General features: G+C 65.7%; 17 protein-coding genes and 1 pseudogene. 10 read left to right on the top strand and 8 right to left on the bottom strand.

The window, feature by feature from the left end:
- The first annotated feature begins 63 nt into the window (after nucleotides 1–63).
- The 5 genes from Q0L48_RS03920 (at nucleotide 64) to Q0L48_RS03900 (ending at nucleotide 6,533) form a co-directional block, all read left to right on the top strand.
- A complete protein-coding gene (locus tag Q0L48_RS03920) occupies nucleotides 64–1,353 on the top strand; it encodes a sugar MFS transporter (RefSeq protein ID WP_296717481.1) in 1,290 nt (429 codons plus the stop codon).
- A gap of 90 nt (nucleotides 1,354–1,443) precedes the next feature.
- The gene (gene zwf, locus Q0L48_RS03915) at nucleotides 1,444–2,883 is read left to right on the top strand and encodes a glucose-6-phosphate dehydrogenase (protein ID WP_296717478.1); all 1,440 of its coding nucleotides are present in this window, start codon (nucleotides 1,444–1,446) and stop codon (nucleotides 2,881–2,883) included.
- The gene (edd, locus tag Q0L48_RS03910; RefSeq protein ID WP_296717476.1) at nucleotides 2,876–4,687 is read left to right on the top strand and encodes a phosphogluconate dehydratase; all 1,812 of its coding nucleotides are present in this window, start codon (nucleotides 2,876–2,878) and stop codon (nucleotides 4,685–4,687) included. Before zwf ends, edd begins: the two co-directional genes overlap by 8 nt.
- 3 nt (nucleotides 4,688–4,690) lie before the next feature.
- Nucleotides 4,691–5,302: a bifunctional 4-hydroxy-2-oxoglutarate aldolase/2-dehydro-3-deoxy-phosphogluconate aldolase gene (gene eda, locus Q0L48_RS03905; protein ID WP_296717473.1), complete on the top strand. Its 612-nt coding sequence runs from the start codon at nucleotides 4,691–4,693 to the stop codon at nucleotides 5,300–5,302.
- Between the two features lie 229 nt (nucleotides 5,303–5,531).
- Nucleotides 5,532–6,533 (top strand): XdhC family protein, encoded by a 1,002-nt coding sequence (locus Q0L48_RS03900; protein ID WP_296717470.1) that lies wholly within the window; start codon nucleotides 5,532–5,534, stop codon nucleotides 6,531–6,533.
- A gap of 29 nt (nucleotides 6,534–6,562) precedes the next feature.
- On the opposite strand, the pseudogene Q0L48_RS03895 reads toward Q0L48_RS03900, so the two are convergent.
- The 4 genes and pseudogenes from Q0L48_RS03895 to Q0L48_RS03880 form a co-directional block, all read right to left on the bottom strand.
- A pseudogene (locus tag Q0L48_RS03895) lies at nucleotides 6,563–7,021 on the bottom strand (NTP transferase domain-containing protein); the annotation flags it as partial.
- A 43-nt stretch (nucleotides 7,022–7,064) separates the two neighbouring features.
- Nucleotides 7,065–9,338, bottom strand: a complete 2,274-nt coding sequence (locus tag Q0L48_RS03890) for a molybdopterin cofactor-binding domain-containing protein (RefSeq protein ID WP_296717468.1) — start codon at nucleotides 9,336–9,338, stop codon at nucleotides 7,065–7,067.
- Nucleotides 9,338–9,823 (bottom strand): (2Fe-2S)-binding protein, encoded by a 486-nt coding sequence (locus Q0L48_RS03885; RefSeq protein WP_296717465.1) that lies wholly within the window; start codon nucleotides 9,821–9,823, stop codon nucleotides 9,338–9,340. The genes Q0L48_RS03890 and Q0L48_RS03885 overlap by 1 nt, the downstream gene beginning before the upstream one ends.
- A 91-nt stretch (nucleotides 9,824–9,914) precedes the next feature.
- A complete protein-coding gene (locus tag Q0L48_RS03880) occupies nucleotides 9,915–10,619 on the bottom strand; it encodes a VIT family protein (protein ID WP_296717464.1) in 705 nt (234 codons plus the stop codon).
- 139 nt (nucleotides 10,620–10,758) lie between these two features.
- Here Q0L48_RS03880 and Q0L48_RS03875 point away from each other — a divergent pair, with 139 nt between their 5' ends.
- The 3 genes from Q0L48_RS03875 to Q0L48_RS03865 all read left to right on the top strand — a co-directional run bounded on the left by Q0L48_RS03875 (nucleotide 10,759) and on the right by Q0L48_RS03865 (nucleotide 13,450).
- On the top strand, nucleotides 10,759–11,139 hold the full coding sequence (locus tag Q0L48_RS03875) for a helix-turn-helix transcriptional regulator (protein WP_296717910.1): 381 nt from the start codon (nucleotides 10,759–10,761) through the stop codon (nucleotides 11,137–11,139).
- Between the two features lie 13 nt (nucleotides 11,140–11,152).
- On the top strand, nucleotides 11,153–11,818 hold the full coding sequence (locus Q0L48_RS03870) for a carbonic anhydrase (RefSeq protein WP_296717461.1): 666 nt from the start codon (nucleotides 11,153–11,155) through the stop codon (nucleotides 11,816–11,818).
- Nucleotides 11,819–11,884: 66 nt separating this feature from the next.
- On the top strand, nucleotides 11,885–13,450 hold the full coding sequence (locus Q0L48_RS03865) for a SulP family inorganic anion transporter (RefSeq protein WP_296717458.1): 1,566 nt from the start codon (nucleotides 11,885–11,887) through the stop codon (nucleotides 13,448–13,450).
- Nucleotides 13,451–13,459: 9 nt separating this feature from the next.
- Here Q0L48_RS03865 and Q0L48_RS03860 read toward each other — a convergent pair whose 3' ends face one another.
- The gene (locus Q0L48_RS03860; RefSeq protein ID WP_296717456.1) at nucleotides 13,460–13,825 is read right to left on the bottom strand and encodes a helix-turn-helix transcriptional regulator; all 366 of its coding nucleotides are present in this window, start codon (nucleotides 13,823–13,825) and stop codon (nucleotides 13,460–13,462) included.
- 13 nt (nucleotides 13,826–13,838) lie between these two features.
- A complete protein-coding gene (locus Q0L48_RS03855) occupies nucleotides 13,839–15,008 on the bottom strand; it encodes a hypothetical protein (RefSeq protein ID WP_296717454.1) in 1,170 nt (389 codons plus the stop codon).
- Nucleotides 15,009–15,116: 108 nt separating this feature from the next.
- Here Q0L48_RS03855 and Q0L48_RS03850 point away from each other — a divergent pair, with 108 nt between their 5' ends.
- Nucleotides 15,117–15,287 (top strand): hypothetical protein, encoded by a 171-nt coding sequence (locus Q0L48_RS03850; protein WP_296717452.1) that lies wholly within the window; start codon nucleotides 15,117–15,119, stop codon nucleotides 15,285–15,287.
- 216 nt (nucleotides 15,288–15,503) lie between these two features.
- The gene (locus Q0L48_RS03845; RefSeq protein WP_296717451.1) at nucleotides 15,504–16,862 is read left to right on the top strand and encodes an ATP-binding protein; all 1,359 of its coding nucleotides are present in this window, start codon (nucleotides 15,504–15,506) and stop codon (nucleotides 16,860–16,862) included.
- A 13-nt stretch (nucleotides 16,863–16,875) separates the two neighbouring features.
- Here Q0L48_RS03845 and Q0L48_RS03840 read toward each other — a convergent pair whose 3' ends face one another.
- Both Q0L48_RS03840 and Q0L48_RS03835 read right to left on the bottom strand, forming a co-directional pair.
- Nucleotides 16,876–18,075 (bottom strand): M14 family metallopeptidase, encoded by a 1,200-nt coding sequence (locus tag Q0L48_RS03840; RefSeq protein WP_296717449.1) that lies wholly within the window; start codon nucleotides 18,073–18,075, stop codon nucleotides 16,876–16,878.
- Nucleotides 18,075–21,143: a TonB-dependent receptor gene (locus Q0L48_RS03835; RefSeq protein WP_296717447.1), complete on the bottom strand. Its 3,069-nt coding sequence runs from the start codon at nucleotides 21,141–21,143 to the stop codon at nucleotides 18,075–18,077. The genes Q0L48_RS03840 and Q0L48_RS03835 overlap by 1 nt, the downstream gene beginning before the upstream one ends.
- Between the last annotated feature and the right edge of the window lies 1 nt (nucleotide 21,144).

Raw genomic sequence — 21,144 nt, 5'->3', positions numbered from 1 at the left:
AAAACAATCGCGCATTGCTGCACAAGCGGCGTCTTGAGAACGTTCGCAATGGGGAGAGAGAGCATGGCGATAGCACCCGGTCTGGCGACCAGCACCGATCCTTTTCCGATCGAGGAAGACGGCCCGCAGGTCGATGCGCCGGGACTGAATTACTTCGTCTTCGCGCTGTTCTTCATCTTCGGCGGGATCACCAGCCTGAACGATGTCATCATCCCCAAGCTCAAAGAGCTGTTCACGCTCAGCTTTTTCGAAGCGAGCCTGGTGCAGTTCTGGTTCTTCATCGCATATGCCGTGGTCGGCGTTCCGGGCGCGCGGCTGGTAAAGAAGCTGGGCTATATGCGCGGCGCGGTGGCCGGACTGCTGGCGATGATGGCGGGGTGCCTGTTGTTTATCCCGGCCAGCCAGACGGCGCTGTTCCCGATGTTCCTGTTCGCCTATTTCATCCTGGCAACCGGTGTGGTGCTGGTACAGATCGTCGCCAATCCGCTGATCAGTGTGCTTGGGCCGGTCAAAACCACGCATAGCCGCCTGACCTTTGCACAGGCGTTCAACTCGCTCGGCACCACGATCTTCCCCTATTTCGGCGCAATCCTGATCCTTGGCAGCATCGCCGGGGTGACTGCCGCCGAATTGTCGGGCGCGGAACTGGCCGCCTATCGCACCGCCGAAAGTCAGGCGATCGTGAACGGCTATCTCGGCCTTGCCGCCGCGCTGGCGGTTGTCGCGGGCGTGGTCTGGCTGTTCCGCAACCGGCTGAAGGGCGAAAAGCACGAACACACCAGCTTGGCCGAAGGGCTTGCGCTGCTGAAGCGCCCGCGCTTCGGCTATGGGGCTGCGTGCATCTTCCTGTATGTCGGCGCCGAAGTCGCGATCGGCAGTTTCATCGTCAATTACCTGATGCAGGCCGAGGTGCTGAACCTGCCCGAACAAAGCGCGGGCAAGCTGATCTCGCTCTACTGGGGCGGCGCATTGGTGGGCCGCTTCATCGGATCGGCAGTGCTCCGCATGGTCAGCCCCGGCCTGCTGCTCGCCACCGTCGCGGCTGGCGCGATCACGCTGATTGCGATCTCGGCCAATTCCACCGGCACCGTCGCGGGCTATTCGCTGCTGGCCGTGGGCCTGATGAACGCGATCATGTTCCCGACCATCTTCAGCTTGGCCTGCGAAAAGCTCGGCCCGCGTGCGGCGGACGGATCGGGGATCATCAACGTGGCGATCTGCGGCGGGGCGGTGGTGCCGGTGCTGTATGGCGCGCTCGCCGACGCGACCAGCCTGGCGTTTGCGCTGGTGCTGCCAGCGGCGTGCTATGCCATTATCGCCGGGTTCGGGATCTTCGCCAGAAAGCCTGCGTGACGCCCGAAGGGCTTGAATAAGTATGCGCCGGGGTGGCAGGCTTGCGCGTGCGCGACTAGGTAGAGCGCACGCCAAGAAGGGGCCCCCTGCATGAGCTTCACCGCTGACCGCCTGCTGCTGTTCGGAGCCACCGGCGATCTTGCCCAGCGGATGCTGTTGCCCAGCCTGTTCGCGCTCGACGCCGACGGGCTGCTCGCGCCCGATCTGAAGATCATCGGCACCGCCCGCAGCGAGATGACCGACAGCGAATATCGCAACTTCGCGCGCGCGGCGCTGGAGAAGTACCTGCCCGCGGACCGGCGCGGGCGGATGGCCGAGTTCATGAACCGCCTCAGCTACCAGCCGCTCGATGCGACCACGCTCGAAGGCTATGACGCTCTGGCCGAGAAGGTCGGCACGCCGGAGCGCGGCCTCGCGATCTTCCTCTCGACCGCGCCCAGCCTGTTCGGCCCGACGATCAAGGGGCTGCAATCGGCGGGGCTGACGGGTGAGACGGTGCGCATGTGCCTCGAAAAGCCGCTCGGCACCGATCTTGCCTCAAGCTGCGAGATCAACGACGCGGTGGCGGGCGCTTTTCCCGAACACCGCATCTTCCGGATCGACCACTATCTGGGCAAGGAGACGGTGCAGAACCTGCTGGCGCTGCGGTTCGCCAACATCATGTTCGAACCGCTGTGGAATGCGGCGCATATCGACCACGTGCAGATCACCGTCGCCGAGACCGTCGGCCTCGAAGGACGCGTCGCGTTCTACGATGATGCGGGCGCGATCCGCGACATGGTGCAGAACCACATGCTGCAACTGCTCGCGCTGGTCGCGATGGAGCCGCCTGCGCATTTCGATGCGACCGCCGTGCGCGACGAGAAGGTCAAGGTACTGCGCGCACTGCGACCGGTCGTCGCGGGCGAAACCGTCACCGGGCAGTACCGCGCCGGCGCAATCGGCGGGCAGGCCGTGCCAGGCTATGATGATGAGTTGGGCAAGGACAGCGACACCGAAACCTTCGTCGCGATCAAGGCGCATGTCGATAACTGGCGCTGGAAGGGCGTGCCGTTCTATCTCAGAACCGGCAAGCGCCTGCCCAAACGCGTGACCGAGATCATCATCCAGTTCCGCTGCGTGCCGCACAGCATCTTCGCCGGAAAAGGCGCGACGATGCAGCCCAACCGGCTCGTCATCGGCATCCAGCCCGAAGAAAACATCACCCTTTCGCTGATGGCGAAAGTGCCGGGGCTGGACCGCGAAGGCATCCGCCTGCGCTCCGTGCCGCTCAACATCGCCATGCCCGACGTGTTCAGCGGCGCGGTGCGGCGGATCGCCTATGAGCGGCTGCTGCTTGATCTGGTTGAGGGCGACCAGACCCTGTTTGTGCGACGCGACGAGGTGGAAGCGCAATGGGAATGGGTCGATGCGATCCGCGCGTTGTGGAGCGCCGAAAGCCTGACGCCCCGAACCTACACCGCCGGAAGCTGGGGGCCGAGCGCCGCCATCGCCCTTGCCGAACGCGACGGAGTAACGTGGCATGAGTAATCTTCACGACACCCTGCACCGCGTCTCCCAGCGGGTGATCGAAAATTCGCGCAGCAGCCGCGCCGCCTATCTCGACCTGATCGCCCGCGAAGGCGACAACATGGGCGATCGCAGTGCGGTGTCGTGTTCCAACCTCGCGCACGCCTATGCCGGGATGGAGGAGGACAAGCCCGCGATGGTCGCCGCGCGCGGGCCGAATATCGGCGTCGTCACCGCCTATAACGACATGCTGTCGGCCCACGCGCCCTATTACCGTTATCCCGAGCGGCTGAAGATCTACGCGCGCGAAATCGGCGCCACCGTGCAGGTCGCGGGCGGCACGCCGGCAATGTGCGACGGGGTGACGCAGGGCGAAGTCGGCATGGAACTGTCGCTGTTCAGTCGCGACGTCATCGCGCTCTCCACCGCTGTCGCCATGAGCCACGCGATGTTCGACGGCGCGCTGATGCTCGGCATCTGCGACAAGATCGTGCCGGGTCTGCTGATGGGCAGCTTGCGGTTCGGCCACTTGCCGACGATCTTCGTCCCCGGCGGCCCGATGCCGACCGGCATCCCCAACAAGGAAAAGCAGCGCGTCCGCCAGCTTTACGCCGAGGGCAAGGCAGACCGCGCCGAATTGCTGGCGAGCGAGATGGCAAGTTACCATTCGCCCGGCACCTGCACCTTTTTCGGCACCGCCAATTCCAACCAGATGATGATGGAGATGATGGGGCTGCACATTCCCGGCAGCGCCTTCATCCAGCCGGGAACGAAGCTGCGACAGGCGCTCGACCGCGAGGCGGTGCACCGGGTCGCCGCGATCGGGCGCAAGGGCAATGAATACCGCCCGCTGGGCCATTGCGTCGACGAAAAGGCTATCGTCAACGCAGCGGTCGGCCTGCTGGCGACCGGCGGATCGACCAATCATGCAATCCACCTGCCCGCCATGGCGCGCGCGGCGGGCGTGATCTTCGACTGGGACGACCTGTCGGAGCTGTCCGGCGCGGTGCCACTTATCGCGCAGATCTATCCCAACGGATCGGGCGACGTGAACCAGTTCCACGCAGCGGGCGGCATGGGCTATGTCATTGGCGAGCTGCTCGAAGCGGGGCTGGCGCACCGCGATATCCTCACCGTCGGGCGCGGCGATCTGTCGGATTACGCGCGCGAGCCGGGACTGGATGACGATACGCTGGTGTGGCGCGAAGTCGGCGCGGCGGGCGACGACACGATGCTGCGCCCGGTCAGCGCTCCGTTTCGCGCCGATGGCGGGATGCGGCTGCTCACCGGCAATGTCGGGCGGGCGTGCTTCAAGACATCGGCGGTCGATCCCGAACGCTGGACGGTCGAAGCCCCGGCCCGCGTGTTCGAGGATCAGCCGAGCGTCGCCGCCGCCTTCAAGGCGGGCGAATTAGACCGCGATGTGGTGGTGGTGGTGCGCTTTCAGGGCCCGCGCGCCAACGGGATGCCCGAACTTCACAAGCTGACCCCTGTGCTCGGCGTGTTGCAGGATCGCGGGTTCAAGGTCGCGCTGGTCACCGATGGCCGGATGTCAGGCGCAAGCGGCAAGGTGCCCGCCGCAATCCACTGCACGCCTGAGGCATTGGGTGGCGGCCCGCTCGCCCGGCTGCGCGATGGCGATGTGGTGAAGGTTTGCGCGGTCACCGGCACGCTATCCACCACCGCCGACCTTGAGGCGCGCGATGCTGCGCCCAATCCGCACGAACAGCTGGGCACAGGGCGCGAATTGTTCGGAATGTTCCGCCGCTTCGCCGACGGAGCCGAACAAGGCGCCACCGCAATGCTTGCCACCGGAGGGATGTGACGAATGAGCGCGATTGACCAATTGATGCGCACCGCCCCGGTGATCCCTGTGATCGTGATCGACGATGTCGCCCACGCCATGCCGCTGGCAGAGGCGCTGGTGGCGGGCGGTTTGCGCGTGCTCGAAGTCACGCTGCGCACCCCGGCGGCGCTCGACGCTATCACGGCGATGAAGCAGGTTCCCGGCGCGATTGTCGGCGCGGGCACCGTCACCAACCCACGCGAACTCGACGCGGCGCTGGCGGCGGGGAGCGAATTCATCGTTTCCCCAGGCCTCACCGAACCACTGGGCAAGGCCGCGATTGCAGCGGGCGTGCCGTTCCTGCCGGGCATCGCCAATGCGGGCGACATCATGCGCGGGATGGATCTGGGCCTCGACCGGTTCAAGTTTTTTCCGGCGATGGCTTCGGGCGGATTGCCCGCGCTGAAGGCATTGGCTGCGCCGTTCGGAAACGTCCGGTTCTGCCCCACCGGCGGTATCGGGCCGGACAACGCAGCCGAATGGCTCGCCTTCGACCGGGTCCTGTGCGTCGGCGGCAGCTGGGTCGTCCCCAAGGGCGCACCGGACAAGGTCAAGGTCGAGGCTTTGGCGCGCGAGGCGGCGGCGCTGCGCTAGCGCACTTTCCTACTGTCCGGGCGGCTGACAGGGTCGCGCGGATGACCTGCCATGATCCCCTCGCACTTTTCCGGACGGGTCAGACGGGGCGGCAGGTTTTCGTGTTCAGGACAGTGTCTCATGTGTCTCCTACAGGCGCTCCGCCAAAGCGAATCACCGCCCCACGCGCTTGCACGGAATTCGGCGGACACCTAGTGAACGGCATCCCTCCCCTTCAGGCAGGCTGCTCATGACCACTTGGCGACTTACCGCCGCAATCGACGATATCCGGGAGCCGCTGGCGCACGTTCTGCACGCCGGGGATCTGTTCGCCATCGCCACGCTGGTCGCGGTCGAAGGCTCCGCCCCGCGCGATCCGGGCGCGCAGATGCTGATCACGCCCAGCGAATATTGGGGCTTCCTGTCGGGCGGCTGCATCGAGGCCGACGTCGCCCGCCACGCCCGCGAAGCCATGGCGGCGGGCGCAGCCCGGACGCTGCGCTATGGCGAGGGCAGCCCGTGGATCGACATCAAGCTCGCCTGCGGCAGCGGCATCACCGTTCTGGTCGAGCCGGTGGCCGATGACGATCCGGCAGTCGCGGTGCTGATGCAGGGCCATGCCGCGCGCCGTCCGGTGCGGTGGGAAAGCGGCGGCGAACACCGGCGCGCTGCGATGTGCAGCGATGCGCCCGCCTTCGCGTGGGACGGCCAAACCTATGCCCGATTGTTCGAGCCTGCCGCGCGGCTCGTGCTGATCGGTGAGGACGGGGCTGCGCTCGCCGCAGCGGCCATTGCTGCGCAATCGGGGATCGAGGTGGTGCTGGTCGTCCCCGGCGGTCCCGAAGCGCCGCCCTTCCCCGGCCTGCACTATCACCGCACCGCTCCGGCCCCTGCGCTGGCGGCAATCGGCATCGACCGCTGGACGGCGGTGGCGGTACTCTCGCACGACCGCGAGGATGACGAACGCGGGCTGGCGGCGGCGCTGACGAGCGAGGCCTTCTATGTCGGCGCAATCGGTGCGCGGGCGCGGCTCGATGCGCGGCTTGCCCGGTTGCGCGGGCACGGGGTGAGCGCGGCGGATATCGCGCGGCTGCACGCACCGATCGGGCTTCAGGGCTTCGGCAAGGCTCCGCGCGACATCGCACTGTCGCTGGTGGCCGAGGTCGCGCAGGCGTTCCACGCACGCTCGGCGACCTCGAGGTCTGAAGGGGCATCGATATCGAGCACCGCGCCGACCGCGTCGGTGTCGTAGTAGATCACCGCGTCAGCATGACCCTTGAGCGAACTTGCGGCACCCTGATCGCCTGTCAGCCGCGCCAGATCGGGCAGCGCGGCGGTGGTGAAGGCGACCGGATGGCCGGGCTTGCCCGCCACGCGCGGCCGGGCGGCATAGCCCGCTTGCTCAGCCAGCCCAGCGAGCGCCGGGCACAGATGAACCGGCACCAGCGGCATATCGCCGAGGAACACGAACACACCCTTCGCAGGCTGGCCAAGCGCCGCCAGCCCGCCGCGCAGGGAGGCGGCCATGCCCTCCTCCCAATCCGCAGCCGGCACGATCCGGCAGGTGAGGCCCTGGAGCGCGCCCGCGACGGCTGCGCTGTCGGCGCCGGTGGCGACCACCACCTCGTCGAACCCTGCGGTCAGCACTGCGCCAAGCGTGCGGCGGATCACCGGCACACCGTCAAGCAACGCGAGCAGCTTGCCCCCGCCGAAGCGCCGCCCTGCCCCCGCCGCCAGCACCAGCGCGCTCCAGCCGGGAAGGCTCACGACGCGCAGCCGCTGCTCAGGCCTTGGCCTGCGTCATCAGCGGCAGAGTGCGGATGCGCTTGCCGGTCGCCGCGAACAGCGCGTTGGCGAGCGCGGGCGAGGCGGGCGGCAGGCCGGGTTCGCCGATACCGCCAATCGGTGCATCGCTCTCGATGAAATGGACATCGATCACAGGCGGCGCATCGGCGAGTTTCAACAGGTTGTAATCGTTGAAATTGCTCTCGACCACCGCACCCTTCTCCAGCGTGATCGCCTCACCGATGGCAGAGGAAAGCCCCATGATCAGACCCCCTGCAATCTGCGCTTCGGCATTCACCGGGCTGACCGTGGTGCCGCAATCGACCACCGCCCAGGCCTTGAGCACCTTGGGGCTGCCGTCGTCCTTGACCGTCGCTTCGATCACCTCGGCAACGATGGTGCCGAAGCTCTCGACAATCGCAATCCCGCGCCCGGTGCCTTCGGGCAGCGGCGTGCCCCAGCCGGAGCGGGTCGCCACGGTATCGAGCACCTTCTGGTGGCGCGAACCTTCGGGCAGATGCTTGCGGCGGAACTGGTACGGGTCTTCGCCCGCGGCATGAGCCAGCTCGTCGATAAAGCTCTCGTTGTAGAAGCCGACCTGAGTCGAATTGACCGATCGCCACGGGCCGTCGATCTGGTTCGACTTGTAAGCGAAATGGCGGCGCGATGTCGCGGGCACATCATAGATGAACCCGGCCTCGCTTTCGGAATCCTCGCCCTGCACAAAGTCGCTGCGCCATGCCGCAATGCGGCCGTCGTCGCCGAGCGCAGCGGTCAGCCGGGCCGAGGTTTGCGGACGGTAGGTGCCGTGGCGCACCTCTTCCTCACGGCTCCAGATCAGCTTGACCGGATAGGGCACCTGCATTGCCAGCAGCGCTGCCTGATCGATGATCTCGGTCACGCCGGGGAAACGCCTGCCGAAGCCGCCGCCCATGATCATCGGGTTGAAGATCACGTCGTCCATCTCCAGCCCGGCCGCCTTGGCCGCCCGGTCACGCGCGCCGATCGGGTCCTGCAAGCCGCCCCACAGGTGGAGCTTGCCGTCCTTGAAATGCGCGGTGAGCGCAAACGGCTCCATCATCGCGTGGTGGAGGAACGGCGTCCGGAAATCGGCGGTGATGGCTGCATCGCCCGCCGCCGTCAGCGCGGCATCGACATCGCCCGCACCCGCTTCGGCATCGGGCTTCCCGGCTTCGCGCAGCTTGGCTTGCGCGGCGTAGACCGAGGCGGTCGACATTGCGCTGCTACCGCCATCGGTGAACTTGGGCGACAGCGCCTGCAAGCCCTTGAGCGCCTGCCAATACCCCTTGGCGATGACGATCACCGCGTCATCGAGCGTCACCACCTTCTCCACCCCGGCCACCGCCAGCGCGGGCGCCTGGTCGACCGATTCCAGCTTGCCCCCGCGCACCGGAGCCGCCGCGATGGTCGCCACGCGCATATCCGGAAGCGTGAGATCGATCCCGTACACCGCACTGCCATCCACCTTGGCGGGGATGTCGATCCGGGCCACAGGCTTGCCGATCAGCTTGTAATCCTTGCGCGATTTGAGTGTCGGCGCGCTGTCGAGCGATCGTTCCGCCGCGCCTGCCGCCAATTCGCCGTAACGCAGGCTGCGGCCCGATGCGGCGTGCGTCACCGCGCTGTCGGCCGTGGTCAATTCGCTGGCAGGAACGCCGAGACGATCCGCCGCTTCCTCTATCAGCGCAAGCCGCACCGCCGCGCCGACCACGCGCATTCCGCCCTGTCCGGTAAAGCGCACTGCCGACGAACCGCCGGTGATCTGGATCTTCTGCGAACGCGTCAACATCCCGATCACCGCCGCAGGCAGCGCGTTGATGACGCCGGGATAGCCGGTCATCTCGCCAAGGAAGCTCTGCACCAGCGCGGTGTTGGAAAAGGCGATATCGGACGGCGCCTGCTCGATCTTGAGCTTGCTCCAATCGGCATCGAGCTCGTCCGCCAGCATCTGGCCGAGCGCGGTGTGGGTGCCCTGCCCCATGTCGATATGCGGCGAGAACAGCGTGACGATGTCATCCTCGGCGATCTTCATCCAGCTGAGGAAATTGTGCTCGCCATCGCCGGTGGTCAGCGCCTTGGCGCGGGCCCGCGCGTCGCTGTCTGTCCAGTACAGGCCGAACACGCCGCCGCCCACCAGCAGCGCGCTGCCGACGAGGAAGATGCGGCGCTTCACGCCCTTCTTCTTGACCGGCGTTTCCGGCGCGGGCGCGGCGCCCACTTCGTCGATATTGGGATTGGGGTTGTCGGCCATCATGCCTCTCCCTGCACGGCAGCGGCGGCCGCCTGACCGGTGGCGGCCAGAATCGCCGTGCGGATACGCGGATAGGTGCCGCAGCGGCAGATATTGGTCATCGCCTCGTCGATTTGGGCGTCGGACGGCGTGCCAGTCTGCTCGATCAGCGCAACCGCCGCCATGATCTGGCCGGACTGGCAATATCCGCATTGCGGCACTTGCGCGGCGATCCACGCCTGCTGGACCGCGTGGAGCGTGCCGTCATCGCCCTTCAGCCCTTCGATCGTGGTCACGGTCTTGCCCGCGATGTCACTGACAGGCACGCTGCACGAGCGGGTGATCTGTCCATCGACATGCACCGAACACGCCCCGCAGGCGGCAATGCCGCAGCCGAACTTGGTGCCGGTCAGCGCGAGATCCTCTCGCAGAACCCACAGCAGCGGCGTATCGGCCTCGGCCTCCACGCTCACATCCTTGCCATTGACGGTAAAGCCGATTGCCACGCGCCTGATATCCTTCCCCGGTTTGCCCAGCGGTGAGCTTAGCAGGGCGCGGTGCGCGCGGCCATGGGAAAGACGACGCAGACCGTCAGTGTCAGACGCTGACGCCCAGCAGCGATCCGATGGCAAAGGTGATCCCCATCGCGAACACGCCCCAGCCCAGCACGCGCAGAACAGCCGGAAGCAGCGGCGCTCCGCCTGCACGCGCGCCGATCGCACCCAGCAGCGCCAACGCCGCAACCGCGACTGCCAGGACAGCAGGGACAATGGCCGAAGCCGGAACCACCCACGCAACCAGTACCGGCAGTGCAGCGGCAGCGCTGAAGGTCATGCCCGAGGCAAAAGCGGCTTGCAGCGGCCGCGCTGCGAGTGCGTCCGACAGGCCCAATTCGTCGCGGATATGCGCGGTCAGGGCATCGCGGGCGCTCAGTTCGCGCGCAACCAGCAGCGCCGTGTCGGGGCTGAGTCCCCGTCCCTCGTAAATCGCCGCAAGTTCTGCGAGTTCTTCCTCCGGCATCTTCTTGAGCGCCAGTTTCTCGCGCCGGATATCGGCCTGTTCGGAATCGCGCTGCGAGGAGACCGAGATGAACTCCCCCGCCGCCATCGACATGGCGCCTGCGACCAGCCCCGCCACCCCCGCGATCAGCACCGCACCGGGCGCAGGCCCCGCCGCCGCCACCCCGATGATCAGCGATGCGACCGAGACGATCCCGTCATTGGCCCCCAGCACCGCCGCTCGCAACCAGCCGGTGCGGTGGACGAAATGCGGATCGTCGGGATGCGCGCTTGCCGATGCCATCGGGTCTTTCTCCTGCCGGGCCGAGTGTCGGACGGGCGCGCCGCGAATGCAAGCGTCCGTCCGATCCCGCACGCAAGTTGCTTGACCGAATCCGATACCTTCAATAGCTTCAAGCATTCAAGTCTGCAGAACCTTGCAGGTGTGGGAGGATGTATTGCCAAGCAGGATGATCGTATCCCGCGAACTGGCGGATCTGCTGCGGTTGCTCGCGCACCCTGACAGGCTGCGCCTGATCGAGGAGTTGCGCCTCGGAGAGCAGGATGTGAGCAGCATCGCCGCCGCGCTCGATCTGCCCGCAACCCGCATTTCCCAGCACCTGGCCCCGCTGCGCGCCCACCGGATCGTCGAAGACCGGCGCGAGGGGCGCAATCATTTCTACCGCCTGACCCATCCCGGCATTGCCGCCTGGATCGTCGAGGCGCTCGATTTTGTCGATGTCCGCAACCGCTTTGGTGAAGGCTCGCACATTGATCATGTGCGCGAGCTGTGGACGGCTGACGCCCCCGAGACTTCCAGCTGAGAGGACTACCCGAATGTCGAATTTTGCCCTTGGTGTCATCAAGTTCCAGCGCGAGGTTTTCCCGGAAAAGCAGGCGCTGTTCGAGCGTCTGAGCACCGGTCAAAGCCCCGAGGCACTGTTCATCACCTGCTCGGACAGCCGCATCGAAACCGCGATGCTGACCCAGACCGATCCGGGCGAGCTGTTCATCCTGCGCAATGCCGGCAACATCGTGCCGCCGCACACCAAGCAGACCGGCGGCGTGACTGCATCGATCGAATTCGCCATCGGCGCGCTCCAGATCCCGCACATCGTGATTTGCGGCCACACCGAATGCGGCGCGATGAAGGGCGCGATGAACCCCGCCGGCCTGACCAACCTGCCGCACGTGCGCGAATGGCTTGGATTTGCGCAGGGCGCGGTCGACATTACCGAGGCGCTGGGTGCCGGGTTGGATGCGGATACCAAGATGCGGATGCTGCTGGAACAGAATGTCATCCTGCAGCTGCAGCACCTCAGAACCCACCCCACCGTGGCGGTGGCGCTCGCGCAGAAATCGGTCAAGCTGCACGGCTGGGTCTATGACATCAAGACGGGCGAAGTCTCCGCCTTTGACGAGGCTAGCGGCACCTGGGTTCCGGTCGAGGAACGTTATGCCAGCGAAGTCGCCTCCGCCATGGTCGCCAATCACGCCTGCTGACCCGATCCCGCCTGCCGAAAACGCCGTGCACACCTCCCCTCTCTTCCGCGCCGGAGCACTTTCACGATGAAGCCGAATGCCACTGACCTGAGCTCTGCCGTCGTCGGGAGGGATTTCCTCGCCTCTATCGTGGTGTTTCTCGTTGCCCTGCCGCTGTGCATGGGCATCGCGATCGCCTCGGGCGCGCCGCCTGCGCTGGGCCTGATCACGGGCATCGTCGGTGGTCTGGTGGTGGGCAGCATCGCCGGATCGCCACTGCAGGTCAGTGGGCCGGCAGCGGGCATGGCGGTGCTGGTATACCAGCTGGTGCAGGAACACGGGCTGATCATGCTCGGCGTCGTCGGGCTGATTGCAGGCGCGCTGCAATTGCTCGCCGGGGTGTTCAGGCTCGGCCAGTGGTTCCGGGCGATCTCGCCTTCGGTCATCCACGGGATGCTGGCGGGCATCGGTGTGCTGATCTTCGCGTCGCAATTCCACGTGATGCTGGATGCCGCTCCGCGCTCCAGCGGCCTTGCCAACATCGCCGCCATTCCCGAAGCGATCATCAATGCCATCCCGGTCGATGGATCGGTGCATCACCTTGCAGCGATGGCCGGTTTCATCACCATCCTCACCATCGTCGCGTGGAACAAGTTCAAGCCGAAACGCCTCGCCCTGTTGCCCGGCCCGTTGCTGGGCGTGTTTGTCGGCACGGCCCTCGCCTTCGTCTTCGCGCTGCCGATCACGCTGGTCGAATTGCCGGCCAATCTTACCACGGCGCTGAATATTCCCACTGGCGACGCGCTTGCCGGGTTCCTCGATCCCGACATCATCACGCTCGGCATCGTGTTCGCATTCGTCGCCAGCGCCGAAACGCTGCTATGCGCCACAGCGGTCGACAAGATGCACATCGGCGTGCGCACCAATTACGATAAGGAACTGCGCGCGCAGGGTATCGGCAACCTGATCTGCGGCGCAGTGGGCGCGCTGCCGATGACCGGCGTCATCGTGCGCTCTGCCGCCAATGTCGAAGCTGGCGCAACCACCCGCATTTCCGCGATCCTGCACGGCGCGTGGCTGCTGCTGGCGGTGGCCGCGTTCCCGTTCGTGCTCAACGAAATCCCGACCGCGGTGCTGGCCGCGATCCTCGTCTACACCGGTTACAAGCTGGTGAACGTGGCCCAGATCCGCAAGATCGCCGAATTCGGCAGGCAGGAACTGGCGATCTATTTCGTGACGCTGTTCGGCGTGGTCGCGATCGACCTGCTCACCGGCGTTATCCTCGGCTTCGGTCTGGCGACCCTCAAGCTGGTCTACACTTTCTCGCATCTGGAGATCGAAGTGACCAACACCGCCGAAACCAACCGCACCGATGTGTGGTTGACCGGATCGGCAACCTTCTTCTCGATCCCGCAATTGTCAGGCGCGCTGGAACGGGCACCGCGCGGATCGGAAATGCATATCCATGTCGAGAAGCTCGAATATATCGACCATGCGTGCCTTGAGATGCTCTCCTCGTGGGAGAAGCTGCACCAGAGCACTGGCGGCAGCCTGACGGTCGAATGGAACGAGCTGGTGCAGCGTTACGGACGGCGCTCGCAGGATCCGGGCAAAACATCGATCCCGGGGCTGATGCAGCGGCCTGCCGCCTGATGGGGAAGGTCAGCTGACCGTTTCTGACGCTTCCTTGTGCCATAGCTCTTTCGCCAGCTCGATATCCTTGGCGCTGGCGCGGCCGAGCCGGTGGGCGATGAAATCGATGCCGTCGATCAGCCATCCGGCGAGTTCCGGCTGGCTGAGGCAATAGACCCGCTGCTGCGCCTTGGATTCGGTTTCCACCAATCCCACCGCGCGCAGCACGCCGAGATGCTGCGAGACGCGGGTGGCGGGAATCTCGAGCGTTTCGGCCAGCTCGTTGACGGTCAGATCGCCAGCCTGCAGCTTCAGCAGCAAGCGAATGCGATCCGGGTGAGAAATCTGGCGCAGAACGCCGGCGAGTTCGGTGGCGACAATCTTTCGGCTTGGCACGTTGGGCGCCCTTTCAAAAAGCGGAAGGTGAGAGGTTGGCTGCCACCAGGGTCAGACGCGCGGCATCGCCCGTCGGGACGGTGGGAGGACTTTCGGGCATGGCGCGCCAATGCGGCACAACCCGCTTGCTCGCCGCGCTGCCCGAGCAGACCAGTTGCACGAACTGCGCATCGTCGATTTCGGTGACATAGGGTGCGGGCGAACCGCGCGACGGCGTCACGACCCCGCTGTCGCGCAATTGGGCGCTGGCCCGGTGAAGCCGCAGCGCCGCCGACGTTTTGCCTGCGTGCTGCATGGTCAACGCCAGAGCCTGTGTCATCACCGCCGCATCGAGCGGCAGGCGCCCGCGCGCGTCACTCAACACCTCGCTGGCAACCAGCACCAGACCGCGAGCCCCATGCCACAGCATCGGCCACGGCCCGGCGACGCCGGTCGCCTGCGCCAGCATCGCGAACACGATACTGCGCAGACACGGCGTAACGATCAGCGCATCCCATTGCGGGCGCGGCAACAGCAATCCGGCCAGCGCCTGTTCGACGGCAAGAATTTCCAGCTCGACCCCGTCCCGGGTCAGCGAGCGGCCAGCCATCAACAGCTGTTTTATCGCTGCGTTACGCTGGCTCGCGGGCACGATGATCGCGATCCTGCTGCGGCCCTCTTTCCGGGCGGCGCGGAGCATTGCTTCGACGATGCCAAGACGCGGAAGCGGGGCCGCGCGATCTTCCCCGGGCTCGCAGCGCGCCGGATGAGGCGACATCAGCATCAGATCGAGCGCGCCCACCCGCTGCCCGCTGCCCTGCCCATGATCGAACAGATAGCTCGCGGCCCAGTCGGCGCGCGGCAGATCGGGATTGTCGGCGTTCTGCAGCGCCACCGGAGAGATCGGCTGCCACGGTGCGAACTGCGGTGCGGCGACCGTGCCGGCGGCGGAGCGTGCCCATGCCGCGACCTTTTGCAGGCCCGGTGTCCGGTTCGCCGCTACCGGTTCCACCGCGATATCGAGCCAACCCGTCAGCTGCGCAAAGGCATCGGCCCACGCAGCGTCGGGCGCCAGGACCGGCTCTGCCAACCGTAAGCCGGTGCTGACCAACCGCAGGCCGGATCGGCTGTGCGCCGGGGCCAAAGCGAGGCGATGGCCATGCTCCTGCGCCGCGAATTCCTGCTGGTGATTGGCTGTGTCCATGCTCCGGCCCTTTCGTGTCGGGGTTGCGGAGAGGTATCTAGACCAGCGTCTTCCCTCTGAAAAATTCAATAAATCTTCGAAACCATTCTATTTTGTAGATTGGAAGATATGTCTGCATTGAAGCCGCTGCTGTCAGCACCACAGGTCGCGGCGGCCGAAGCGAGCATGATCGCGCCTGCCACCATCTTGCCGCTTCCATTGGTTTTTCTGGGTTTGGCCACACCCATCGGCGGCGTGCCGCGGCTGACCTCCGAATGCCGACAGGACCGCGGCCTCTGATCGGCGCGAGGGGATCTCCGACGCCGGGAAGCGTGCCCGCAAAAACCTTTGGTTAGCGCGAGGCAACCTCCGGATAGATGAACATACCGAGGAAGGGAGCGACAGATACGGAAGGATAGGACGTCATTGCCACACGCCTGAATTGCGCCGGAAAAGCAGGCGTCAATCAGGTCAAGGGCGACTTCCACCACTCCAGCTTTGCAAAGCAGTCACACCATGCACCAGCCTGATCCATCGCTTGCCCAGACCCTGCAACGTGAAGCGGCCAGCCTCGCCGCGCTGCTCGAGCCCGGCGTGCTCGACACCGCATCCGATCGCGAACGCGATGTCATGGCCCGAGTGGCCGCCGGCCGCTTCGAAAGCGACGCCTCGCGCGTCGCCACCGAAGCCCGCCTCGCGCGGCTGGTCGCCGCGATCGAGGCGTCGGACGATGGCATTGCCATCACCGATGCGGAAGGGCGCTTCATCTTCATGAACCGCGCCCATGCGCTGATGTTCGGATATGACGACGCTGCGCCGCTGATCGGTCAGCCCTGGAGCATCCTTTACGATCCGGTCGAAGGCGAACGGATCAAGGATGAGGCGATGCCCGTCGTCCGGCAGATCGGCCAATGGCGCGGCGAAACCCAGGGGCGCGGACGCGACGCCACCCCGATCGAGCAGGAAGTGGCCCTGTCGCTCTCGCCCGAAGGCGGAATGGTGTGCGTCACCCGCGACATCGGCGAGCGGCGGGCGATGGAGCGCGAAAAGGCGCGGCTGCGCGAACAGCTGATGCTTGCCCAGCGACAGGAAGTGGTGGGCCAGTTGGCGAGCGGCATCGCGCATGACTTCAACAATCTCATCGTCGCAATCTCGGGCACTGCGGAATTGCTGCGCAACATCGAGGACGAACGCGTCCGCCACCACGCGCTGCGCATCCAGTCCGCTGCCTCGACCGCGGCGGGGCTGGTGGAAAAACTGCTGACGGTGAGCCGCCGGGTGCCGGATCCCCGGCTGGTCGATCTGCGCAAGACCGTGTGGGACGTGCGCGATCTGGTCGCGCCCAGCCTGTCCGATCCGCTCCACCGTATCGAGGTTGACGTGCCGTCCGCGCCGCTGATGGCGCGGACCGACGATACCGAACTCAATCAGGTGGTGCTCAACCTCGCGCTCAATGCCCGCGATGCGCTCCAGCCCGGACAGGTTTCGCGCATCAAGCTGGAAGTGATTGCCGATCCCGATTACCTGCCGAACGGCACGCTGACCATCGGTACGCTGCCGCAGGTGCCCTCCGCCGTGATCCGGGTGAGCGATACCGGCTGCGGAATCGCTGCCGAGGACCTGAACCGCGTGTTCGAGCCGTTCTTTACCGACAAGGGCGAGGCCGGAACCGGTCTTGGCCTGGCAGTCGTTGCCGGGATCATCGCCAGCAATAACGGCGCTTTGACGATCCAGAGCTGGCCCGATTGCGGCACGATCTTCGAATTGTGGTGGCCGCTGCAGTCGCAATCGCAGGACGAGACCAGCGCGCCGGGTCTGCTACCGGCTGCGGGCAGTCTGCTGGCGGGCGAAACCTTGCTGGAAATTGATTGCTGAACGCCTCCAGCCTTCAGTCCGCCAAAGCGGTCAGCGCCTCGGGCAGGGTTTGCGCCAGTAATCCGGCGGCGGCGCGGGTTGCTGCGCGATCGGCCTCGTCGGCCACCTCGTAGGTATAGGCCGGGATGCCATAGGCGTCGTGGAACCAGTTCTTCGCCGTACCGCTACCGGGATTGGCATTGCGCGGTTCGATGGAGAAGGAATAGCCCGGAACCTCGGCTTCGCGTGCCTCCAGCCATGCCGCAAGGAACCGCTGCTGCGCCGCGCTCGCCTCGTCCGGCCCCTGCACGTAGAACAGGTTGCTGCGGGTCGAGTGGAAATCCACCATCAGCACCGGTCGCACGCCTGCAGGCAGCGCATCGAGCCACGTCTTGACGCTACGGGTTTCGGGCTGAGTAAATGCCCCCCAGTCGCGGTTCAGATCCTGTGCTCCGCGATTGGCACGCCAGTGACCGCGCGCCACCCCATCGGGATTGAGCATCGGCACGATGAGGAACTGTAAGTCGGCAAAATCCTGCTGTGCTCGCGCGCGTGCTTCCACCAGCGCATCGACGAAGGCCCGCATGGCAATCGCCCCGGTCACTTCGGGGGGATGCTGACGGCCGAGCAGCACCACCAGCCTCGGCGCATCGGCGCGGCCGATCCGGATCGCCTCGATCGGGCGGCCATCATGGGACTGGCCAAGCTGGAAAGGCTGCGCGCCGGCCAACCCGCTCCAGCGTGCCAGATCCGCGCTGGCATCGCCGGGGATGATCCGCTCCTGCGCCGAAACCGATCCTTTGCCTGCGGGCAGTCGCAACACGACACCTTTGCCGTCCGGCGTCGGTTCCGCCGGCAATTCGCGCCATTCGCCGTCGCCCATGGCCAGTTTCGGTGCATAGCGGTGCTGCCCGGCGAGATAGCGCAGGGTCACGGTGATCGGCCCGCCTTCGTCCGCCTCATACCGGAAAGCGTACCACGGGCTCGGATTGATCGGCGGGGCATGCTCCGGCGTTACCAGCAGCGTGAAATCGCGCTCTCCGGTAATCGCACAGGCAGAAGGCGCTGCTCCGGCGAAATCGAAATGAAGGCTGGCGGCGGCGGTGCGGCAATCAGGCGATACCGCCGGTGCTTCGTCGCCCAGCGGTGGTTCTGGGGGCGGCGCATGCGCACCTGCCCCCTTCGCCACAGCCAGCGCCAGCAACGCCGCACATTGCCACCGCGCCGCCCGCATCAGAACGGCTTGCGCAGTTCGACCCGGAATACCCGGCCGCGCGGCGAATGCAGCGAGCTGAGGTAGCCATAGGTATCGTCTGCCAGCGGCGGATCCTTGTCGAACAGGTTGTTGATGCCGAACCGGATCCGTGTGCCATCGAGCGCAGTGTTGTTCTCGATGGTGTAGGCGATCGCGGTGTTGAAGGTCAGGAAGTCTCCGACACGGTAGAAATTGGCGTTCGGATCGTCCGAGATGATCGGGTCATCGCGCGTCACGCTGGTGTTCCATACCTCGCCGACATAGCTGGCGAACAGCGATACGTCGACCGGCCCGGTATCCCAGTTGACCGACCCGCTGAAGCGCCATTCGGGTCGCCCCTCGATCTCGAGCAGTTCGCCCAGCCCCCCAACGACCACTTCAGGCGGCAGAACCCCGGCGGCAATCCCGTCGAGCAGTTCCTCCGCATCAGGTCCGGCCGACTGCACGAAGCTGTCGAGCCGTGCCGCGTTGAAGCGCAGCCGGAACTTGCCGATGCCGAAATCGGGGACGTTGTAGAACAGCCCGAAATCCATGCCCTTGGATGTGCGGCTGTCGAGGTTGAGATAGGGATCGTTGACCAACAGGATCTCGCCAGCCGGGGCCAGGCCGGTTCCGGCGAACAGATCGATCTCCTCCTGCGTCGGATCTGCACGCACCACGTTGGGGTTGCTGCCGCCGGCAAGCCGCCGCAGCAAATCGAGCGCGATCGCGTTGTCATCCCCGAAAGTGCCGACCAGCCCGCGCTGTTTTACGCGCCAGTAATCCGCCGTCAGCGTCAGGCCGGGAATGAAGCGCGGCTCGAGCACGATGCCGAGGTTGATGCTGGTGCTGTCCTCGGGCGCGAGCTGGTCCGATCCCGAACGGAAGCTGATCACGCCCGCACCCGGACACACGCCCAGATCATCGATGATGCCCTTTTCGACCTGCGCCTGACAGATCACGAAATCGTCACGCGTGTTGGAACGGGTGGTGCCTGCGTCATTGACCTGCACCAGGTTCGGCGCGCGGAAGCCCTGAGACCAGGCGCCGCGGAAGGTTACGCCGGGGATCACCGTCCACGATGCTGCCACGCGCGGCACCACAGCGGTTTCGTTGATGTCGGCGAAATGCTCCATCCGGCCTGCAAGCTGCAGGTTGAGCGCTTCGATCAGCGGGATATCCATATCCTCGCTCACCAGCGGCACGAACACTTCGGCAAAGGCTGAATAGACCTGCCGCGCGCCGCTGGTATCGGGCGAGGGGCTGGTTCCGGCAACATCGCTCTCGTTGAACACGCCGGTGACGCTGTCGGTCCAGGTGATGGTGCCGTCAAGCCGCGGATCGCGATCGTCGAAGAACGTCTCGCGCCGCCATTCCACCCCAGCCGCAATCCCGACATCGCCGCCCGGCAGCGCAAACAGGGTGCTGTTGCTGACCTTGAAATCCGCCAGCGCAAGCGTGGTGCCGCCGGTGCGGAAGACGTCGATCAGGAACGGGTCGATCACGCTTTGCGGATTGGGTGTGCAGTCGCCCTCCCCCGGATCGCCGGTCACGCAGCCGCCGTTGAACGGGTTATAGGCATCGGGCGTCGAACGGTTGATCGCCTCCTGCATCAGCGTCAGCGAAACGCGATTGCCTTCGAGATCGGTCAGCTTGGCTTCGGAATAGACGAACCCGGTATCGAAATCCCACGCACCGAAATTGCCGCGCAGACCGGCGACGAGACGATAGGTATCCTTGTCGACATCCACGGTGCGGGGGCCGACATCCACAAAGCGGTAACGCTCCATGATGAGGTCCGCGCCGCCGGCGGCAATGGTGGTGCCCGGCAGGCGATTGGGGTTGGGGGTGCCGTCAGGCAAGGTCACCGCGCCGAAGGGGTTCCAGTACGCGTTGCGCGAAATCCCGACCGGCACTGCGCTGAGGATCGCCGCAGGAGTGATGTTGCGGCTGCTTTCCGAACGGTAATAGGTGCCTTCGAAATAGGCTTCGAGGCTGTTGGTAAACTCGTAGCTGAACAGCGCCGCCGCATTATAGCGGGTCTTTTCGCTGATCAGCGTGGTGCCGAAGGCCCGGTTGTAACGCACATCCGGGGCCGGGGTGGTGCCGTTGCGCGCGCACACACCGCCGCCGAAATCGAGCCTGCAGCCGGTGAAGCTGTCGGGCTGCAGGTAGAAATCGTCATCGCCGATCGGCGTGCGGCTCGATGGCGCCTGAATGTCGAACTGGCCGAATGGACCGAATGTGTTGCGGTTGTTGAACTGCGTATCGCCTTCGAAATCGGTGCCTTCCACCAGCGCCCGGCGATCATCATCGGCGGAATAGGGCCGCGCCGAGGACGGCAGGCCGTTTTCGTGGAAATAGCCGCCATAGACAGTGAAATTGCCGCGCCCGCCGCCGAAGTCGAAGCCGTAGCCGCCATTGAGCTGGGTGCTGTACAGGCTGGTGCCGTCACCGCCGCGCCATTCGCCTTCGATGAAACCGCCCGTGCGATTGCCGCGCAGCACGGTGTTGACCACGCCCGCAACCGCATCCGCGCCGTAAATCGCAGAAGCGCCGTCGCGCAGAACCTCGAGCCGACGGACGCTGCCCGGCGCGATCTCGTTGGCATCGGAACTGACCACCGGCACCAGCAATTCGGTCTGGAAACCGGGGCTCAGCACCATGCGCCGTCCATTGATCAGCACCAGCGTGTTGCCGGTGCCAAGGTCGCGCAGGTTGATCGAGGCGACGTCGCCGCGGGCATTGTTCTGGCTGACGTCGTTCTGTTCGTTGAACGCGACCCCGCCCGCCTGCGGAATGGCGCGGAACAGATCATCGCCCGAAGCGCCGGCAATGTTCTGGATGTCGATCTCGTCGACCACGGTGACCGGCAGAACATCATTGATCTTGGCGCCCTGAATCTGGGTACCGGTGACGATGATCTCGCGCTCGGACCGGGGTGCGTCGGCGGGAATTTCATCCGCAGCGGCAGGCGCGGGGACCACCACCTGAGCGTGAACCGAGGTGGCGGCGATCAGGCTGCCACCGCACATCAGGACAAGCCTGCCCAAAAGCCGTGTCGACATA

Origin of the sequence: Erythrobacter sp., assembly GCF_024305245.1 — a bacterium.
Lineage (GTDB): Bacteria > Pseudomonadota > Alphaproteobacteria > Sphingomonadales > Sphingomonadaceae > Erythrobacter.
The sequence above is the reverse complement of the archived record's forward strand: the minus strand, read 5'-3'. Positions and strand labels throughout refer to the sequence as shown.